The organism is Vibrio sp. Vb0937, from assembly GCF_033338855.1.
The window spans coordinates 26,265-43,322 of the sequence record NZ_JAWOTK010000004.1 but is presented as its reverse complement, the minus strand read 5'-3'; the positions used below and the strand labels follow the sequence as shown (position 1 = coordinate 43,322).

13 protein-coding genes are annotated in these 17,058 nt (G+C 45.0%); 6 read left to right on the top strand and 7 right to left on the bottom strand.

The features are described from left to right. Positions 1 to 31: 31 nt before the first annotated feature. Positions 32 to 1,702 carry a SulP family inorganic anion transporter gene (locus tag R7P67_RS08545; protein WP_005379997.1) on the bottom strand — a complete coding sequence of 557 codons (1,671 nt, stop codon included), beginning with the start codon at positions 1,700 to 1,702 and terminating at the stop codon, positions 32 to 34. A 281-nt stretch (positions 1,703 to 1,983) separates the two neighbouring features. Here R7P67_RS08545 and can point away from each other — a divergent pair, with 281 nt between their 5' ends. Then, positions 1,984 to 2,652 carry a carbonate dehydratase gene (gene can / locus R7P67_RS08540; protein ID WP_005379996.1) on the top strand — a complete coding sequence of 223 codons (669 nt, stop codon included), beginning with the start codon at positions 1,984 to 1,986 and terminating at the stop codon, positions 2,650 to 2,652. Between the two features lie 78 nt (positions 2,653 to 2,730). Here the strand turns inward: can and hpt are convergent, their stop codons facing one another. After that, the gene (gene hpt / locus R7P67_RS08535) at positions 2,731 to 3,261 is read right to left on the bottom strand and encodes a hypoxanthine phosphoribosyltransferase (protein ID WP_005379995.1); all 531 of its coding nucleotides are present in this window, start codon (positions 3,259 to 3,261) and stop codon (positions 2,731 to 2,733) included. Positions 3,262 to 3,580: 319 nt separating this feature from the next. Here hpt and opaR point away from each other — a divergent pair, with 319 nt between their 5' ends. After that, the gene (gene opaR, locus R7P67_RS08530) at positions 3,581 to 4,195 is read left to right on the top strand and encodes a transcriptional regulator OpaR (RefSeq protein WP_154205052.1); all 615 of its coding nucleotides are present in this window, start codon (positions 3,581 to 3,583) and stop codon (positions 4,193 to 4,195) included. 146 nt (positions 4,196 to 4,341) lie between these two features. Here the strand turns inward: opaR and lpdA are convergent, their stop codons facing one another. The 5 genes from lpdA to ampD all read right to left on the bottom strand — a co-directional run bounded on the left by lpdA (position 4,342) and on the right by ampD (position 12,391). Then, entirely contained in the window at positions 4,342 to 5,769 is a 1,428-nt protein-coding gene (gene lpdA, locus R7P67_RS08525; RefSeq protein ID WP_005379993.1) for a dihydrolipoyl dehydrogenase, read from the bottom strand. A gap of 267 nt (positions 5,770 to 6,036) precedes the next feature. After that, positions 6,037 to 7,935: a pyruvate dehydrogenase complex dihydrolipoyllysine-residue acetyltransferase gene (aceF, locus tag R7P67_RS08520; protein ID WP_005386611.1), complete on the bottom strand. Its 1,899-nt coding sequence runs from the start codon at positions 7,933 to 7,935 to the stop codon at positions 6,037 to 6,039. 19 nt (positions 7,936 to 7,954) lie between these two features. Continuing rightward, positions 7,955 to 10,618, bottom strand: a complete 2,664-nt coding sequence (gene aceE, locus R7P67_RS08515; protein ID WP_005386612.1) for a pyruvate dehydrogenase (acetyl-transferring), homodimeric type — start codon at positions 10,616 to 10,618, stop codon at positions 7,955 to 7,957. A gap of 48 nt (positions 10,619 to 10,666) precedes the next feature. Further along, positions 10,667 to 11,434 carry a pyruvate dehydrogenase complex transcriptional repressor PdhR gene (gene pdhR / locus R7P67_RS08510; RefSeq protein ID WP_005379989.1) on the bottom strand — a complete coding sequence of 256 codons (768 nt, stop codon included), beginning with the start codon at positions 11,432 to 11,434 and terminating at the stop codon, positions 10,667 to 10,669. Between the two features lie 405 nt (positions 11,435 to 11,839). Then, positions 11,840 to 12,391 (bottom strand): 1,6-anhydro-N-acetylmuramyl-L-alanine amidase AmpD, encoded by a 552-nt coding sequence (ampD, locus tag R7P67_RS08505; RefSeq protein ID WP_167415436.1) that lies wholly within the window; start codon positions 12,389 to 12,391, stop codon positions 11,840 to 11,842. 92 nt (positions 12,392 to 12,483) lie between these two features. Between ampD and nadC the strand changes: the two genes are divergently transcribed. The 4 genes from nadC to R7P67_RS08485 all read left to right on the top strand — a co-directional run bounded on the left by nadC (position 12,484) and on the right by R7P67_RS08485 (position 17,023). After that, positions 12,484 to 13,371 (top strand): carboxylating nicotinate-nucleotide diphosphorylase, encoded by an 888-nt coding sequence (gene nadC, locus R7P67_RS08500; RefSeq protein WP_017820396.1) that lies wholly within the window; start codon positions 12,484 to 12,486, stop codon positions 13,369 to 13,371. 261 nt (positions 13,372 to 13,632) lie between these two features. Continuing rightward, complete coding sequence (locus tag R7P67_RS08495; RefSeq protein ID WP_064368760.1) at positions 13,633 to 14,091, top strand: prepilin-type N-terminal cleavage/methylation domain-containing protein; 459 nt, start codon at positions 13,633 to 13,635, stop codon at positions 14,089 to 14,091. Continuing rightward, positions 14,091 to 15,776: a type IV-A pilus assembly ATPase PilB gene (gene pilB, locus R7P67_RS08490; RefSeq protein WP_262653552.1), complete on the top strand. Its 1,686-nt coding sequence runs from the start codon at positions 14,091 to 14,093 to the stop codon at positions 15,774 to 15,776. Before R7P67_RS08495 ends, pilB begins: the two co-directional genes overlap by 1 nt. A gap of 23 nt (positions 15,777 to 15,799) precedes the next feature. Continuing rightward, positions 15,800 to 17,023, top strand: coding sequence for a type II secretion system F family protein (locus tag R7P67_RS08485; protein ID WP_017635918.1), 1,224 nt, complete (start codon positions 15,800 to 15,802; stop codon positions 17,021 to 17,023). The last annotated feature ends 35 nt before the right edge of the window (positions 17,024 to 17,058 follow it).

Genomic DNA, 17,058 nt, shown 5'->3' with positions numbered 1-17,058 from the left:
GACACTGTTGCGTTTTTAACTGTCAGAATGATTACGCCGTTATGCGCTGATACTGGTCTGCCTCAACATGTGCCACCGCCGCATTCAATGCTTCATAACGGAATTGGTACATATTTTCATCAGGCACAAGGTCAATCACATGGAATTTCTCTAGCTGTTCTCGTGTTCGCTCATTCGGGCATAATAAATACACGGCACAATTGGCATCGAGAGCATCCTTAATCGCATTCTCTAACGCCAAACCGACGGTCACATCAATCATTGGTACATCCGTAAGATCGAGAATCATCACGTCATAGTCCGAAATACTAGAGTGCTGACGTGAAATGGCTTTAGAAACACTAAAGATCATCGGACCGGAAAGATAAAAGAACAGCACTTTTCCATTCGCACGATCCAACAAACCACGCTCGCTGTCAGTCAGCGGCACATCATCTTCATCCGCGTCGCTGATCGCTTTTACTTGTCGCGCCTGCTCTCGGCTCAAACGCTCGATGATGATAATGTTCGAGATAAAGACGCCTAAACCCACCGCAACGATAAGATCAACGAAGACTGTAAGCAACATAACGCCATACATCACCGCCATTCCGGAAAAGCTTACCTTATGTGCCCTCTGAATAAAGCTCCAGTCTAGGATGTTAAAGCCAACATACACCGCAATGCCTGCTAACACAGCCATCGGGATTGGCTCTGTTAACCCGCCAGCAACCAGTACAACCAACGCCAACATTAGTGCACGAATCACACCAGATAATGGCGAACGAGCCCCAACTTGGATATTCGTTACCGTCCCCATGGTAGCCCCCGCCCCCGGCAGCGCACCAAACAAGCCTGAGATCATGTTAGCTAACCCTTGACCTCGCAGCTCTTTATCTGAGTCGTGTTCTTTACGAGTTAATGAGTCACCGATAACCGCCGTTAACAAAGTATCAATACAACCTAATGTGCCGAGCACTAATGCATCAATGACCATCTCGACAAACATATCTGTGTCAATATAAGGGGCGACGAGAGAAGGTAACCCAGCAGGAATTTCACCGATACGACGAATATCTTCTGTATCAAAGAGAATCACAGACAATAAAGTCACCGCGACCAATGCCACGAGCTGTGCAGGAACGTATTTACGATATTGCTTAGGGAAGAAAAAAAGAATCCCCAAAGTCAGTAGTCCCAAAAACAACTCACTGAACTTAAGGTTAGAAATGGTCTCCGGCAAAGCAGATAACGTTCCGAGTACTCCCCCTGAAGGCGCAGCATGCCCCATCAAAGGCGATAACTGCAGAATGATAAGAATCACACCAATGCCAGACATAAACCCGGAAATAACGCTGTAAGGCATCAAGGTAACATATTTACCCAGTTTTAATGTCCCCAATAGGATTTGGAACGCGCCAGCCATCATGACAACCGTGAAAGTCATAGCCATGCCCGTTTCTGGGTATTTCGCCATCATACTGGTTAATACTGCGGTCATGATTACCGTCATTGGCCCTGTCGGTTCTGATATTAACGTATTAGAACCACCAAATAACGAGGCAAACAAACCGACCATTATTGCCCCCCAAAGGCCGGCCTCAGCACCGGCTCCGGATGCAACACCAAACGCTAACGCCAGAGGGAGAGAGATAATCGCCGTGGTTACCCCGCCAAATACATCCCCTTTGAAATTGATATCTTCAAAACGACTACCGAACACTGCTGATTTTCCCTGCATTCAATTTTAAAAAGTAAAATATCACTACTTTAACGAGCTAGGCGAAAATTTAAACCATAAATAGATTAAGGCTAAATTCACACCACAAATAGTTTCACCAGATTTTACTTTTTTCTTAATGAAAACTAGTCAGATGAGTCCTATCTGACGAATATTTAACGAGATCGAAATTGTAACATTGTGTATAGTTACAACACTGATCGCTTGCATGTGCACACAAACAGCGGCAGCGATTTTGTCTTTTAAGGGAAGTAGTTTGCAAAATGCCGGAAATAAAACAGTTATTTGAAAACAATTCGAAATGGTCTCAAGAGATCAAATCTGATCGACCTGAATACTTCGCAAAACTCGCTGAGGGGCAAAAGCCTGATTTTCTTTGGATTGGCTGCTCTGATAGCCGCGTCCCTGCCGAGCGACTAACCGGACTATACTCAGGTGAACTCTTTGTTCATCGGAATGTTGCAAACCAAGTTATCCATACTGATCTCAACTGTCTATCGGTCGTCCAGTACGCTGTAGACGTTCTTAAGGTTAAACACATCATTGTCTGTGGACACTATGGATGTGGTGGCGTAAACGCAGCCATTGATAACCCTAAGCTAGGTCTTATTAATAATTGGCTGTTACATATCAGAGATATCTATTTCAAACACCGCACTTACCTAGATCAAATGCCGCAACAAGATCGAGCGGATAAACTAGGCGAGCTTAATGTTGCAGAGCAAGTGTACAACTTGGGTAACTCAACCATCCTGCAAAACGCTTGGGAGCGTGGGCAAGATGTTGAAATTCATGGTGTGGTATACGGAATTGAAGATGGTCGCTTAGAGTACTTAGGCATTCGTTCTAACTCTAAGGAAACCGTAGAAGCGTCTTACCAGAAAGCTCTTTCGACGATTCTAAATACAGATAACAAGCTGCTTTGTCGCTAAGTCATATCTAAAAGTTGAACAAAAAACGCCCATCTTAGATGGGCGTTTTTTTTATATTTTTAATGCTGCTCTCAATGATTATTCTTGAGGTACAACTTTACCGATGTATGGTAAGTGGCGGTATTTCTGCGCGTAATCAATACCCACACCAACGACAAACTCATCTGGGATTTCGAAACCAATCCAATCCACAGGAACATTCACTTCACGACGAGATGGTTTATCTAGGAGCGTACAAATCGCGATAGACTTCGGCTCACGTAGCGAAAGAATCTCACGGATTTTATTTAGTGTGTTACCAGTGTCAATGATGTCTTCAACAAGCAGAATATCTTTACCTTTGATGTCATCATCCAAATCTTTCAAGATACGAACGTCACGTGAGCTTTCCATCGTATTGCCGTAGCTTGACGCAGTCATAAAATCAACTTGGTGAGTCAGTTCGATAGCACGTGCCAAGTCTGCCATAAATACAAATGAGCCTCGCAATAAGCCTACCAACACAAGATCTTCACTACCTTGATAACGCTCTGTAATTTGTTTGCCTAATTCACGAACTCGCTCCTGAACTTCTTGCTCAGAAATCATGACTTCTATTGTATGTTTCATACTGTGCTCAATCTAAATTTGTGGGTTGAGGTAAGTCGCACGCAAACGATCACCTAATCTTACGGCGTGTAGTGTATCACCACGTTCATTGGGTTGAAAGTCGCATCCTGTTGCCAAAAAATCTTGGAAGAAGGTCTTAGTTTTATAAAGTTCATAGCTAAATTTATCAATAATAATGACATTACTGTATATAAATTGTTCTACAGATGTTGACCTTGTGCATATGCACCATTACACTCATCACTGCTTTAAGCAACTATTAAAATAATCAATTAGGGGGTTACCCCCAATATCAACTCAAATGGCAAGGAAAATGGATATGGACTCAATTGCAAAGAGACCTAGAACTAGGCTTTCTCCAATTAAGCGTAAGCAACAGTTAATGGAAATCGCATTGGAAGTATTTGCGCGCCGCGGCATCGGTCGTGGTGGTCACGCAGATATCGCAGAAATTGCTCAAGTTTCTGTAGCGACTGTTTTTAACTACTTCCCTACACGCGAAGACTTGGTGGATGAAGTTCTCAATCACGTCGTACGTCAGTTCTCAAACTTCCTATCGGATAACATAGACCTAGACTTACATGCACGTGAAAACATCGCCAATATTACTAATGCGATGATCGAGCTTGTCAGCCAAGATTGTCACTGGCTAAAAGTATGGTTCGAGTGGAGTGCGTCAACACGTGACGAAGTATGGCCATTGTTTGTTTCAACTAACCGTACTAACCAGTTGCTGGTACAAAACATGTTCATTAAAGCAATTGAACGTGGCGAAGTGTGTGACCAGCACGATTCAGAACACTTGGCAAACCTGTTCCACGGTATTTGTTACTCACTGTTTGTCCAAGCGAACCGCGCTAAAAGTGAAGCGGAACTGAAACATCTAGTGAATTCATACTTAGATATGCTTTGCATTTACAACCGTGAACACTAAAGCTTAACTCGTGATATATGTCAGCCCACCGTTTGGTGGGCTTTTTATTGTCTGCTGTCAGATCAGCACACATTTATATTTCTATATAACAAGCATAAAAAAACCGCTGCACTGCAGCGGCTTCTATCATTCAGTCAGAAAAAAACTTACTTCTTCTTAACTGCTTTTTTGTTTGGCAGGTCAGTGATTGAACCTTCAAATACTTCAGCAGCTAGACCTACAGACTCGTGTAGAGTTGGGTGAGCGTGGATAGTCAGAGCGATATCTTCTGCATCACAGCCCATCTCAATTGCAAGGCCAATTTCACCAAGTAGTTCACCACCGTTAGTACCAACGATAGCACCACCGATTACGCGGTGAGTTTCTTTGTCGAAGATTAGCTTAGTCATACCGTCTGCACAGTCAGATGCGATTGCACGACCTGATGCTGCCCATGGGAATGTTGCTACTTCGTACTTGATGCCTTCTTCTTTCGCTTCTTTTTCAGTCTTACCAACCCAAGCCACTTCTGGCTCAGTGTACGCAATTGAAGGGATAACTTTAGGGTCGAAGTAGTGCTTCTTACCAGAGATAACTTCAGCAGCTACGTGACCTTCATGCACACCTTTGTGAGCAAGCATTGGTTGACCAACGATATCACCGATCGCGAAGATGTGAGGAACGTTAGTACGCATTTGCTTATCAACGTTGATGAAGCCGCGCTCGTCAATTTCTAGACCCGCTTTTTCACCGTCGATTAGCTTACCATTTGGTACACGACCGATAGCAACTAGAACCGCATCGTAACGCTCAGCTTCAGCTGGCGCTTTCTTGCCTTCCATTGAAACGTAGATACCGTCTTCTTTTGCTTCAACTGCTGTTACTTTCGTTTCTAGCATTAGCTTGAACTTGTCTTTGATACGCTTAGTAAATACTTTCACGATATCTTTGTCTGCTGCAGGAATTACCTGGTCAAACATTTCAACAACTTCAACTTTAGAACCTAGAGAGTGGTAAACCGTACCCATTTCTAGACCGATGATACCACCGCCCATGATAAGCAGTTTTTCTGGCACTTCTTTTAGTTCAAGAGCGTCAGTAGAGTCCCAAATACGTGGGTCTTCATGCGGGATAAATGGCAGTTTGATTGGACGAGAACCAGCCGCAACGATTGCGTTGTCAAAGTTAACAACTGTTGGCTCACCTTCGCCTTCTACAAGGATAGAGTTAGGGCCAGTGAACTTACCGTAACCGTTAACTACTGTTACGTTACGCATCTTAGCCATACCGCTTAGGCCGCCAGTTAGTTGGTTAACAACTTTTTCTTTCCAGATGCGGATTTTGCTGATGTCTGTTTGAGGCTCACCGAACACAACGCCGTGGTCAGCCATCGCTTTCGCTTCTTCAATTACTTTAGAAACGTGAAGCAGTGCTTTAGATGGGATACAACCCACGTTCAGACATACACCGCCAAGCGTGCTGTAACGTTCAACTAGTACAGTTTCAAGACCTAAGTCCGCACAACGGAATGCAGCGGAGTAACCAGCAGGACCAGAACCAAGTACAACAACTTGGGCTTTAATTTCTTTGCTCATTTTGACCTCTTGTAGTCATTATCCCTAACAGGCTGAGTGGGTATCGATTTTTTATGTTTAAGAGAGATTTGTTTTAAACAGTTATTTTCAGACCGCTAACAGTTTACAGAGATGTTAATGGTGTGAAAAGTAAATCAATTTAGCCTGTGAGCTAGACAACAATTCGATTGTGAAAACCCTGAACGAAGCAAGGCTGATAACCAAATTGTCGGTAATTATGATTAGCAGAGGCGGCTAAGTTGCCGCCTCTCATTCATCTAATTTCTATTACAGAACTAGACGACGAATGTCAGATAGACATGAGTTTAGGTAAGTGATGAAGCGCGCACCTTCAGCACCATCGATCACACGGTGGTCGTATGATAGAGACAGTGGAAGTTGTAGACGCGGTTCGAACTCTTTACCGTTCCATACCGGTTTCATTTCTGACTTAGACACACCTAGGATACCAACTTCTGGTGCGTTTACGATTGGAGTAAACGCTGTACCGCCGATACCGCCTAGGCTAGAGATAGTGAAACAGCCACCTTGCATGTCAGCCGCAGTTAGCTTACCAGCACGTGCTTTCTTAGAAACCGCCATTAGCTCTTCAGATAGCTCGTAGATGCCTTTCTTGTTCACGTCTTTAAATACAGGAACAACTAGACCGTTTGGTGTATCTACCGCGATACCAACATTCACGTATTTCTTCAGAATTAGGCTCTCACCGTCTTCTGATAGAGAAGAGTTGAACGCTGGGAACGCTTCAAGCGCTTTAGCTACCGCTTTCATGATGAACACAAGTGGTGTGATCTTCATGCCAGTGTCTTTCTTCGCTTCAATCGCGTTTTGCTCTTTACGGAATGCTTCAAGAGCCGTGATGTCTGCGTTATCCCACTGTGTAACGTGCGGGATCATTACCCAGTTACGGTGTAGGTTTGCGCCAGAGATCTTCTTAATGCGAGATAGCGGTTGAACTTCTGTCTCACCAAACTTGCTGAAGTCCACTTTTGGCCATGGTAGTAGACCAAGAGCCGCGCCGTCGCCTTTGCCAGATGCTGCTGCACCTGCGCCAGACTCAAGACGCTTAAGTGCATCTTTCACGTAAGCTTGAACGTCTTCTTTTAGGATACGGCTCTTACGACCAGAACCTTTAACCTTAGAAAGATTAACGCCAAATTCACGCGCTAGACGACGAACAACTGGAGACGCGTGAGCGTACTCATCGTTTTCTTTGAAATCGCCAGTCGCTGCTGGAGCTGCTGCCGCTGGAGCTTCTGCTTTAGGAGCTGGAGCTGCAGGTGCTGCCGCTTGAGCTGGAGCTGGAGCTGCTGCAGGAGCAGGTGCTGCGCCCGCCACTTCGAATACCATGATTAGTGAGCCAGTAGACACTTTGTCGCCAGCTGCAATCTTGATTTCTTTAACTGTGCCAGCGAATGGTGCAGGAACTTCCATAGAAGCTTTGTCACCTTCAACAGTGATTAGAGATTGCTCTTCTTCCACTGTGTCGCCAACCGCAACCATGATCTCAGTAACTTCAACTTCGTCGCCGCCGATATCTGGTACGTTCACTTCTTTTGCCGCAGACGCTGCTGGAGCTGCTGCCGCAGGAGCTTCAGCTGCCGCTGGTGCTGCTGGAGCGCCTGAACCTGCGGTTTCGAATACCATGATAAGTGAGCCAGTCGATACTTTATCGCCTGCTGCAACTTTGATCTCTTTTAGAGTACCTGCGAATGGCGCTGGAACTTCCATAGAAGCTTTGTCGCCTTCAACAGTTAGAAGAGATTGCTCTTCTTCGATGCTGTCGCCAACGGCAACCATGATTTCAGTAACTTCTACTTCATCACCACCGATGTCTGGTACGTGAACTTCTTTTAGTTCTGCCGCTGCTGCTGGAGCTGGAGCTGCTGCTGGAGCTGCTTCTGCCGCAGGAGCAGGTGCAGCGTCAGCTGCACCCTCGGCTTCGAAAATCATGATTAGAGAACCAGTAGAAACCTTGTCGCCTTCTGCAACTTTGATTTCTTTAACGATACCCGCTTGAGAAGCAGGAACTTCCATAGAAGCTTTATCGCCTTCAACTGTGATCAGAGACTGCTCTTCTTCAACCTTGTCGCCAACGCTTACAAGAATCTCAGTAACTTCAACCTCATCCGCACCGATGTCTGGTACATTAATTTCGATTGCCATTTCTTATCTACCTTCTTAATTAAGCGTATAGCGGGTTTGTTTTCTCTGTGTCGATGTCGAATTTCTTAATTGCTTCTGCAACTACAGATTTCTCAACTTCGCCACGTTTCGCTAGTTCAGTTAGCGCTGCTACTACTACGTAACCTGCGTTCACTTCGAAGTGACGACGTAGGTTTTCACGGCTGTCTGAACGACCGAAGCCATCAGTACCAAGAACTTTGAAAGACTCAGCAGGAATGTATGCACGAACCTGCTCTGCGTAGTTCTTCATGTAGTCAGTTGCTGCGATAGCAGGTTCAGTACCCATTACTGTTTGGATGTAAGGTACTTTCGCTTCCGCTTCTGGGTGAAGCATGTTGAAACGCTCTGCATCTTGGCCATCGCGAGTTAGTTCGTTGAATGACGTTACAGAGTAAACATCAGAAGCAACACCGTAATCTTCGCTTAGGATTTGAGCTGCTTTACGTACTTCATTCATGATAGTACCAGAGCTCATTAGCTGAACTTTCGCTTTGTCGCCCGTGTAAGTTTCTAGCTTGTAGATACCTTTACGGATGCCTTCTTCAGCGCCTTCTGGCATTGCTGGCATTGCGTAGTTTTCGTTCATTAGCGTTAGGTAGTAGAACACGTTTTCTTGTTCTGGACCGTACATGCGACGGATACCGTCTTGCATGATTACTGCTACTTCGTACGCGAATGTTGGGTCGTAAGAAATACAGTTAGGAACCGTACCCGCCAAAATGTGCGAGTGGCCGTCTTCGTGCTGTAGACCCTCACCGTTCAACGTTGTACGACCCGCAGTTGCACCTAGTAGGAAACCACGTGCTTGTTGGTCACCAGCCATCCACGCCATGTCGCCAACACGTTGGAAGCCGAACATTGAGTAGTAGATGTAGAACGGGATCATTGGTAGGTCGTTTGTCGAGTATGAAGTCGCAGCAGCAACCCATGAAGACATAGCACCTAGCTCGTTGATACCTTCTTGTAGAACCTGACCTGAAGTCGCTTCTTTGTAGTAAGAAACAACGCCACGGTCTTCTGGTGTGTAAGTTTGGCCGTGCGGGTTGTAGATACCGATTTGACGGAACAGACCTTCCATACCGAATGTACGTGCTTCGTCAGCAATGATAGGAACGATGTTCTTACCAATGTTCTTGTTCTTAAGTAGAACGTTTAGCGCACGTACGAATGCCATAGTAGAAGAGATATCACGCTTCTGTTCTTCTAGTAGTGGCTTGAATTCTTCTAGCTCAGGAACGATGAATTCTTGAGTGAATTTTGGTAGACGCTGTGGCGTGTAGCCGTGTAGCGCTTTACGACGAGCGTGTAGGTATTCGTACTCTTTTGAACCTTCTTCAAGTTTCAGGTACGGAAGTTCTTTCACTGCTTCGTCAGTTAGGATGTCTTGAAGGCCTAGACGATCACGTAGGTGTAGTACGTGAGTCATATCCATCTTCTTAACTTGGTGCGCGATGTTCTTACCTTCAGCCGCTTCACCCATGCCGTAACCTTTAACAGTCTTAGCTAGGATTACTGTTGGACGACCTTTAGTTTCTGCCGCGTTTTTGTATGCCGCGTATAGCTTAGAAGACTCGTGACCACCACGCTTAAGTGCGAAGATTTCGTCATCAGTCATGTCAGCAACAAGTGCAGCTGTCTCTGGGTACTTACCAAAGAAGTGCTCACGTACGTACGCGCCATCTTTTGATTTGAATGTTTGGTAGTCGCCGTCGATCGTTTCATTCATAAGCTGTAGAAGCTTACCAGTCGTATCTTTAGCTAGTAGTGAATCCCAGTTGTTACCCCAGATTACCTTCACTACGTTCCAACCAGCACCTTTGAACAGACCTTCAAGTTCTTGAATGATCTTACCGTTACCCATTACAGGGCCATCTAGACGCTGTAGGTTACAGTTGATTAGGAAGCATAGGTTGTCTAGTTTCTCACGCGCAGCGAAAGAGATAGCACCACGTGATTCTGGCTCATCCATCTCACCGTCACCTAGGAACGCGTAAACGCGCTGTTCTGAAGTATCTTTAAGACCACGGCCTTCTAGGTACTTAAGGAAACGAGCTTGGTAGATAGAAGCGATTGGACCTAGGCCCATCGATACTGTCGGGAACTGCCAGAATTCAGGCATCAGTTTAGGGTGCGGGTATGAAGGAATACCTTTGCCGTCTACTTCTTGACGGAAGTTGTCTAGCTGCTCTTCAGTTAGACGACCTTCAACGAATGCACGTGAGTAGATACCTGGTGAAATGTGACCTTGGTAGTAAACTAGGTCGCCACCATCCTTCTCGTTTGGTGCACGGAAGAAGTGGTTGAAACATGTCTCGTAGAACGCTGCAGAAGACTGGAAAGACGCCATGTGGCCGCCTAGCTCTAGGTCTTTCTTAGATGCACGTAGAACGATCATGATAGCGTTCCAACGAATAATTGAGCGAATACGACGCTCAAGTGTTGTGTCACCTGGGTATGCTGGTTCTTGGTCTGCAGGAATCGTGTTGATGTAGTTAGTTGTGATACCTGTTGGCATATCAACACCGTCTAGACGTGCTTTATCTAGAACTTGCTCTAATAGGAATTGAGCACGCTCTAGACCTTCTTCACGTACAACTGACTCAAGCGCTTGTAGCCATTCTTGAGTTTCCAGTGCATCTACGTCATGCTTCATATCAGACATGGCGATCTATCCTTCTGTTGGTTGGATCTACTTATTTAAGTAACGCTCTTACGAGTCATTACCCTGCTGAATTCGACGTAGAGAACGCTCTCGTCGAGACTCTTCTCGAGTCAAATCCAACAATGTTTCTTCGATGTAAGCCAAGTGCGAGTGGGACATTTCTCGCGCCTTTTCAGGCTGACCAGAAACAATCGCATCCACGATATTGGCTCGGTGTTTACTGACTTTCTCGACCGCTTCTGGGCGGCGACGTAGTAATTTAAAATTTTGTAGAATATTTTGCTCAAGCAAAGGTGCTAAGCTTCGAACAATGTGCAACAAAACCACGTTGTGCGCGGCCTCTGTCAAAGCGATCAAAAATTGCATTACTTCCGCAGATTCAGCTTCGATATCGTTGTTTGCTTGCTCTTGACTAATGCGCTCAAGGCAACCTTGAATACGCGCAAAATCTTCTTCGGTACCACGTAAAGCTGCAAAGTAGGCTGAAATTCCTTCCATCGCATGACGAGACTCAAGCACATCAAGCTGGGTTTCAGAATGACTAGACAACAAATTCAACAAGGGATCTGAAAAGCTCTTCCAGATATTCTCACTTACGAATGTTCCGCCACCTTGGCGACGAGTCAACAAACGCTTCGCTTCCAAACGTTGAATGGCTTCTCGGACTGAAGGACGAGACACATCGAACTGTTTTGCCAGTTCACGCTCTGGAGGCAGTTGTTGCCCCGGAGACAATGTTCCTTCCACTATCAACCTTTCTAACTCTTGTTCTATAACATCAGAGAGTTTTGGCTGACGAATCCTTTGATAAGCCATAATTTATTGTTCTTCTACTCTTGCAGGTAATTGGTAATACCAATTTTAAGTTGGTGCAGAAATTAACATAATTAAAACGCCACTGTCCAGCCGAAAATTGACCTAAATCATAGAACGAGCTTACTTCCAACACTCTGATAACAATCGACTGTTAAAACAGCAATAGAATTGGTATGACCAATTACATAAAGCATACAAATGGGAAGTCGACGTGCTAGCAGTTTTGGAAAAGAAATACAGAAAATGACAAAATTATCAGTCTATTTATTCACCAAAACGGCATGTGCGAGCGTAAAAATGTAGTTAACTTTTAACAATCATTAATATTTCTGGTATCAAAAAAAGGCATACCTGATCGTATGCCTTATTTATTTCGCTTTTTTGAATTTACACTTTCGCTACAAATCAACGCTGTATAAGCAGTCTATATTTCACCCAATCAAAGCTTAGACCAGGATCGCTTTTTCTCAAGGGCGCAATATATTGATGACCGGTAATTCGTGGCGGGGTGATTTGAGGATAAGACTGCATAATCACCTCAGTGATCTCTGCAAGTGATTGATATTGCGCTTCTGTGTAGGCAGTAAATTCTGTCCCTTCAAGCTCGATACCAATGGAATAGTCATTACAACGCTCCCTGCCCGCGAAACTGGATTGACCGGCATGCCATGCTCTATCGAGAAAAGAAACAAATTGAACAACCTCGCCGTTTCTTTTAATCAAGCAATGTGCAGAAACGCCCATTTTGTGAATAACTTCAAAAAATGGATGTGCATTTGGGTCTAGCTTGCCAGTGAAGAAGTCCTCAATATACGGTCCACCAAACTGCCCAGGAGGCAAACTGATGTTGTGTACCACCAGCAGAGAGATGTCGTTTGTATCAGAGCGAGCATCAAAAAATGGTGACGGAACATGCTTTGCCTGTGTCAGCCAGCCATTCTCGATAATTGGGCGCATATCAACCTCTCTACTTTGCAAATTAACTGCTGAAATTATTGACACCGGAGAGTATCATTCGTTGCCATCTCCCTTTCAAGACAAGATTTGCGATGAAGAACACACACAACATTCAAGAACGCCTAGAATACCTTAAACAACAACTCCCTTTAGAGATCACTCGCTCTGTCGCTGATACCTTAAAAGAAGATCTAGGTGGCAGTGTCGACGCAGATAACGACATTACTGCATCTTTGATCCCTGCCGATGCGGTTAATACCGCAACGATTATTACTCGTGAGCATGGTGTGTTCTGTGGTCAAGCATGGGCTGATGAAGTTTTTAAACAGCTCGGTGGCAAGGTCAGCATTGAATGGCACGTAAAGGACGGCGATAAAGTCAAACCTAACCAAACCCTTTGCACGCTGACAGGCCCTGCTCGTGACCTGTTGACTGGTGAGCGTAACGCAATGAATTTCATCCAAACGCTGTCTGGCTGCGCAACAGTTACCGCAGAGTACGCTGAAAAAATCGCGCATACTGAGTGCCGTCTACTAGACACACGCAAAACCATTCCTGGTCTGCGTAGCGCACTAAAATACGCCGTGACCTGCGGTGGTGGCTTTAACCATCGCATCGGTGTGTTCGACGCTTACCTTATTAAAGAAAATCACATTATTGCTTGTGGTGGCATCACTCAAGCTATCCAAAAAGCGAAAGAGCTCAACCCAGGCAAACCGGTAGAAGTCGAAACGGAAAGCTTAGAAGAGTTGAAACAAGCGATAGAGGCTGGTGCCGACATCATCATGCTTGATAACTTCACAAAAGAAATGATGCGTGAAGCCGTAGCGATTAACGCAGGTCGTGCCGCTTTAGAAAACTCCGGCAACATTACGCTAGAGACCATCGCAGAATACGCAGAAACCGGTGTCGATTACATTTCGGTAGGCGCGTTGACTAAGCATTTAAAAGCGATGGATCTTTCGATGCGCTTCAAATAATAAAAGCAACAAATCTCAATTACTTCAACTAACTCAGTGAGTTGTGAGTAACTCATCATTTAAAAGGGCCAATTGGCCCTTTCTTTTTATCCACTAAAAAAATAGTACTACTCGCAAAACTCTGCATGCGATATGCAACTTTTCACCAAAGAGTTTTATCTCACTCGAGAGCCCATCTCTTCCCCATTTTCAACCCACCTTAACTCTCCATAATCTTTCGCTAATGCAAGAGCATTATTAATTTTTAAGAAAGGGTTAAAAATGAAAAACAGTAAACATAAAAAACAACAGGGTTTTACTCTGATTGAATTGATGATTGTGGTGGCGATTATCGGTATTTTGGCTGCATTTGCCGTGCCTGCCTACTCAGACTACACACAACGAACTCGTGTTGCGGGTGCAGCAGCAGGGATCAGTGGCTTTAAAACAGCCATTGCCATGTGTGCTCAAGAGCGTGGCCAGCTTAACGGTTGCAACAACGCCGCCAATGACATCCCAGCAGCAATTGCAGCAAATAACGCTGGTGCGACCATTGCTTATGTGGACGAGTTAGCGGTTACAAATGGCATTATCACCATGACCACTACCGGTGTTGATGATCAAGGTGCTAACCTGACTTTAACATTGACCCCTCAGATTGGTAATGGTGTTGTACAATGGGACCTAACAGGTACTGGCTGTACAACCGCTGGACGTAGCATAGATTGTTCTGGTAACTAATGCTAACCAACCTCTCAACAATTCTTCGCCAAAACGGGTTACTGACTTTTCCCCAAGAAGAATCGTTAGCAGAGCAAGTCAAAGCTTCTGGCATCTCGATGCCGGAAGCTTTACTCATTTCTGGATTTTTTACATCAAGTGAACTGGTAGAGCACTTAAGTTCTCTCTTTGGTTTAAATCAGCCCGAGCTATCTCAGTACGAGTATGCTTCGCTTTGTCAACAGCTCGGTCTACGTGAATTAATCACTCGACATAACGCACTCCCACTCCAGCGTACGACTTCAACGTTGTTATTAGCGGTTGCCGACCCCACGAACCAACAAGCAGAAGATGACTTTCGTTTTGCGACAGGATTGCAAGTAGAACTTGTTCTGGCTGATTTTCGCGAACTGACCGCTGCGATTCGGCGCTTATATGGCCGCGCACTTGGGCAAGAAAAGTCTGGGTTAAAAGAGATCAACCAAGAAGAGTTAGCCAACCTAGTTGACGTGGGCGCAGATGAAATCGACAACATTGAAGACTTGAGCCAAGATAAGTCTCCTGTTAGCCGTTACATCAACCAAATTCTATTGGACGCTGTGCGCAAAGGCGCATCCGATATCCACTTTGAGCCTTATGAAAAGATGTACCGCGTGCGCCTGCGCTGTGATGGCATCTTAATTGAAACACAGCAGCCACCAAGCCACTTGAGTCGCCGCTTATCCGCTCGTATCAAAATCCTCTCTAAGCTTGATATTGCAGAGCGACGTTTACCACAAGATGGGCGTATTAAGCTCAAGTTGAATCAAGACACCGCAATTGATATGCGTGTATCCACGCTGCCTACTCTATTTGGAGAGAAAATTGTACTACGACTGCTCGACAGCAGCTCTGCGTCATTGGATATCGACAAGCTTGGTTATAGCGAACAACAAAAACAATTGTACTTGGATGCGCTGCGTCGCCCACAAGGCATGATTCTGATGACAGGCCCAACCGGGAGCGGAAAAACCGTATCTCTGTACACTGGGCTGAGTATACTCAATAAGCCAGAAATCAACATTTCCACAGCAGAAGATCCGGTAGAAATTAACTTATCGGGCATTAACCAAGTACAAGTACAGCCCAAGATCGGCTTTGGCTTCGCAGAGGCATTACGCTCTTTTCTTCGTCAAGACCCCGATGTGGTAATGGTCGGTGAGATTCGTGACTTAGACACTGCGGAAATAGCCATAAAAGCATCGCAAACCGGTCACTTAGTACTTTCAACCTTGCATACCAATTCTGCGGCTGAAACGGTTATTCGTTTATCAAACATGGGCGTAGAAAGCTTTAACTTGGCCTCATCTCTTAGTTTGATTATTGCCCAGCGCTTGGCCCGTAAACTGTGCTCGCACTGTAAACAATCACAAGAGCTTACCGTTCAGCTACAACATCTTGGAATTCAAGCAAGCGACAACATTTTTAAAGCCAATCCCGATGGATGTAATGAGTGTACCCATGGCTATTCCGGCCGGACGGGGATTTATGAAGTGATGCGCTTTGATGAATTTCTTTCCGAAGCGCTTATTAAAGGCGCCTCGGTACATGAACTAGAAAAACTCGCCATCGCAAATGGTATGAGCACGTTACAAATGTCGGGCATAGAAAAACTCAAACAAGGGATCACAAGTTTTAGTGAACTACAGCGCGTACTTTATTTTTAATCCTTTAATCAGCAGTCACATCCATGAAAAGCACTACACCACAACTTAAAAACTTCCGCTGGAAAGGCATCAACAGTTCAGGCAAAAAGACATCTGGGCAAACCCTCGCGATGACAGAAATTGAAGTACGCGAGCGTCTAGACGCACAGCACATCAAGATCAAGAAGTTAAAGAAAAGCAGTATCTCATTTCTCACTAAACTCAGCCATCGCGTGAAAGGCAGAGACATCACGGTGTTTACCCGTCAGATTTCGACGATGTTGATAACCGGTGTGCCCTTGGTTCAGGCTTTAAAATTGGTATCAGAGAATCACAAAAAAGCAGAGATGAAATCCATTTTGATGAGCGTGACACGCGCCGTTGAAGCAGGGACGCCCATGTCAAAAGCCATGCGCACTGCAAGTGAACACTTTGACCCACTCTATACCGATCTTATCGCCACAGGTGAGCAATCCGGTAACTTAGCAGAAGTGTTCGAGCGCTTAGCCACCTACCGAGAAAAAAATGAACAACTCCGTGCGAAAGTGATCAAAGCACTGATCTACCCAGCCATGGTAGTGCTAGTAGCGTTAGGCGTGTCGTTTATCATGCTCACCAAAGTCATTCCCGAGTTTGAAAAAATGTTTGTTGGTTTTGGTGCTGACTTACCGTGGTTTACCAGGCAAGTATTAGATCTTTCCGCCTGGACACAAAACTGGAGTCCGTTTATCGCACTAGGCTCCATTAGTTTATTCATTTCGGCGAGAATCCTCTCTAAGCGTTCAGATTCTTTTCGCTTAATGCTCAACCGCTCTGTGCTTAAATTTCCTGTCCTGGGCCCTGTATTATCAAAAGCCGCTATCGCCAAATTTAGTCGAACACTCGCCACAAGCTTTACAGCGGGTATTCCAATTCTAACCAGTTTAAAAACCACATCAAAAACCTCAGGAAACTTACACTATCAACTCGCCATAGAAGAAGTTTACCGTGATACCGCCGCAGGTATGCCAATGTATGTTGCCATGCGTAACTGTAATGTGTTCCCTGAATTAGTGTTACAAATGGTCATGATCGGTGAAGAGTCTGGTCGACTTGACGATATGCTCAATAAAGTTGCAACGATCTACGAGTTTGAAGTCGACAACACCGTCGACAACCTTAGTAAAATTCTAGAGCCACTAATTATCGTATTTTTAGGTATCGTTGTTGGCGGATTAGTGACAGCAATGTACTTGCCAATCTTTAACTTAATGAGTGTATTGGGCTAGAATGAGCTGTTAACTCCTTTAAAACAGCATCTTGC

What these genes read in the sequence shown, in the direction of transcription:
- can (WP_005379996.1), top strand. Translation starts at nt 1,984, where the DNA reads ATGCCGGAAATAAAACAGTTATTTGAAAACAATTCGAAATGGTCTCAA.
- hpt (WP_005379995.1), bottom strand. Translation starts at nt 3,261, where the DNA reads ATGAAACATACAATAGAAGTCATGATTTCTGAGCAAGAAGTTCAGGAG.
- opaR (WP_154205052.1), top strand. Translation starts at nt 3,581, where the DNA reads ATGGACTCAATTGCAAAGAGACCTAGAACTAGGCTTTCTCCAATTAAG.
- lpdA (WP_005379993.1), bottom strand. Translation starts at nt 5,769, where the DNA reads ATGAGCAAAGAAATTAAAGCCCAAGTTGTTGTACTTGGTTCTGGTCCT.
- aceF (WP_005386611.1), bottom strand. Translation starts at nt 7,935, where the DNA reads ATGGCAATCGAAATTAATGTACCAGACATCGGTGCGGATGAGGTTGAA.
- aceE (WP_005386612.1), bottom strand. Translation starts at nt 10,618, where the DNA reads ATGTCTGATATGAAGCATGACGTAGATGCACTGGAAACTCAAGAATGG.
- pdhR (WP_005379989.1), bottom strand. Translation starts at nt 11,434, where the DNA reads ATGGCTTATCAAAGGATTCGTCAGCCAAAACTCTCTGATGTTATAGAA.
- ampD (WP_167415436.1), bottom strand. Translation starts at nt 12,391, where the DNA reads ATGCGCCCAATTATCGAGAATGGCTGGCTGACACAGGCAAAGCATGTT.
- nadC (WP_017820396.1), top strand. Translation starts at nt 12,484, where the DNA reads ATGAAGAACACACACAACATTCAAGAACGCCTAGAATACCTTAAACAA.
- R7P67_RS08495 (WP_064368760.1), top strand. Translation starts at nt 13,633, where the DNA reads ATGAAAAACAGTAAACATAAAAAACAACAGGGTTTTACTCTGATTGAA.
- pilB (WP_262653552.1), top strand. Translation starts at nt 14,091, where the DNA reads ATGCTAACCAACCTCTCAACAATTCTTCGCCAAAACGGGTTACTGACT.
- R7P67_RS08485 (WP_017635918.1), top strand. Translation starts at nt 15,800, where the DNA reads ATGAAAAGCACTACACCACAACTTAAAAACTTCCGCTGGAAAGGCATC.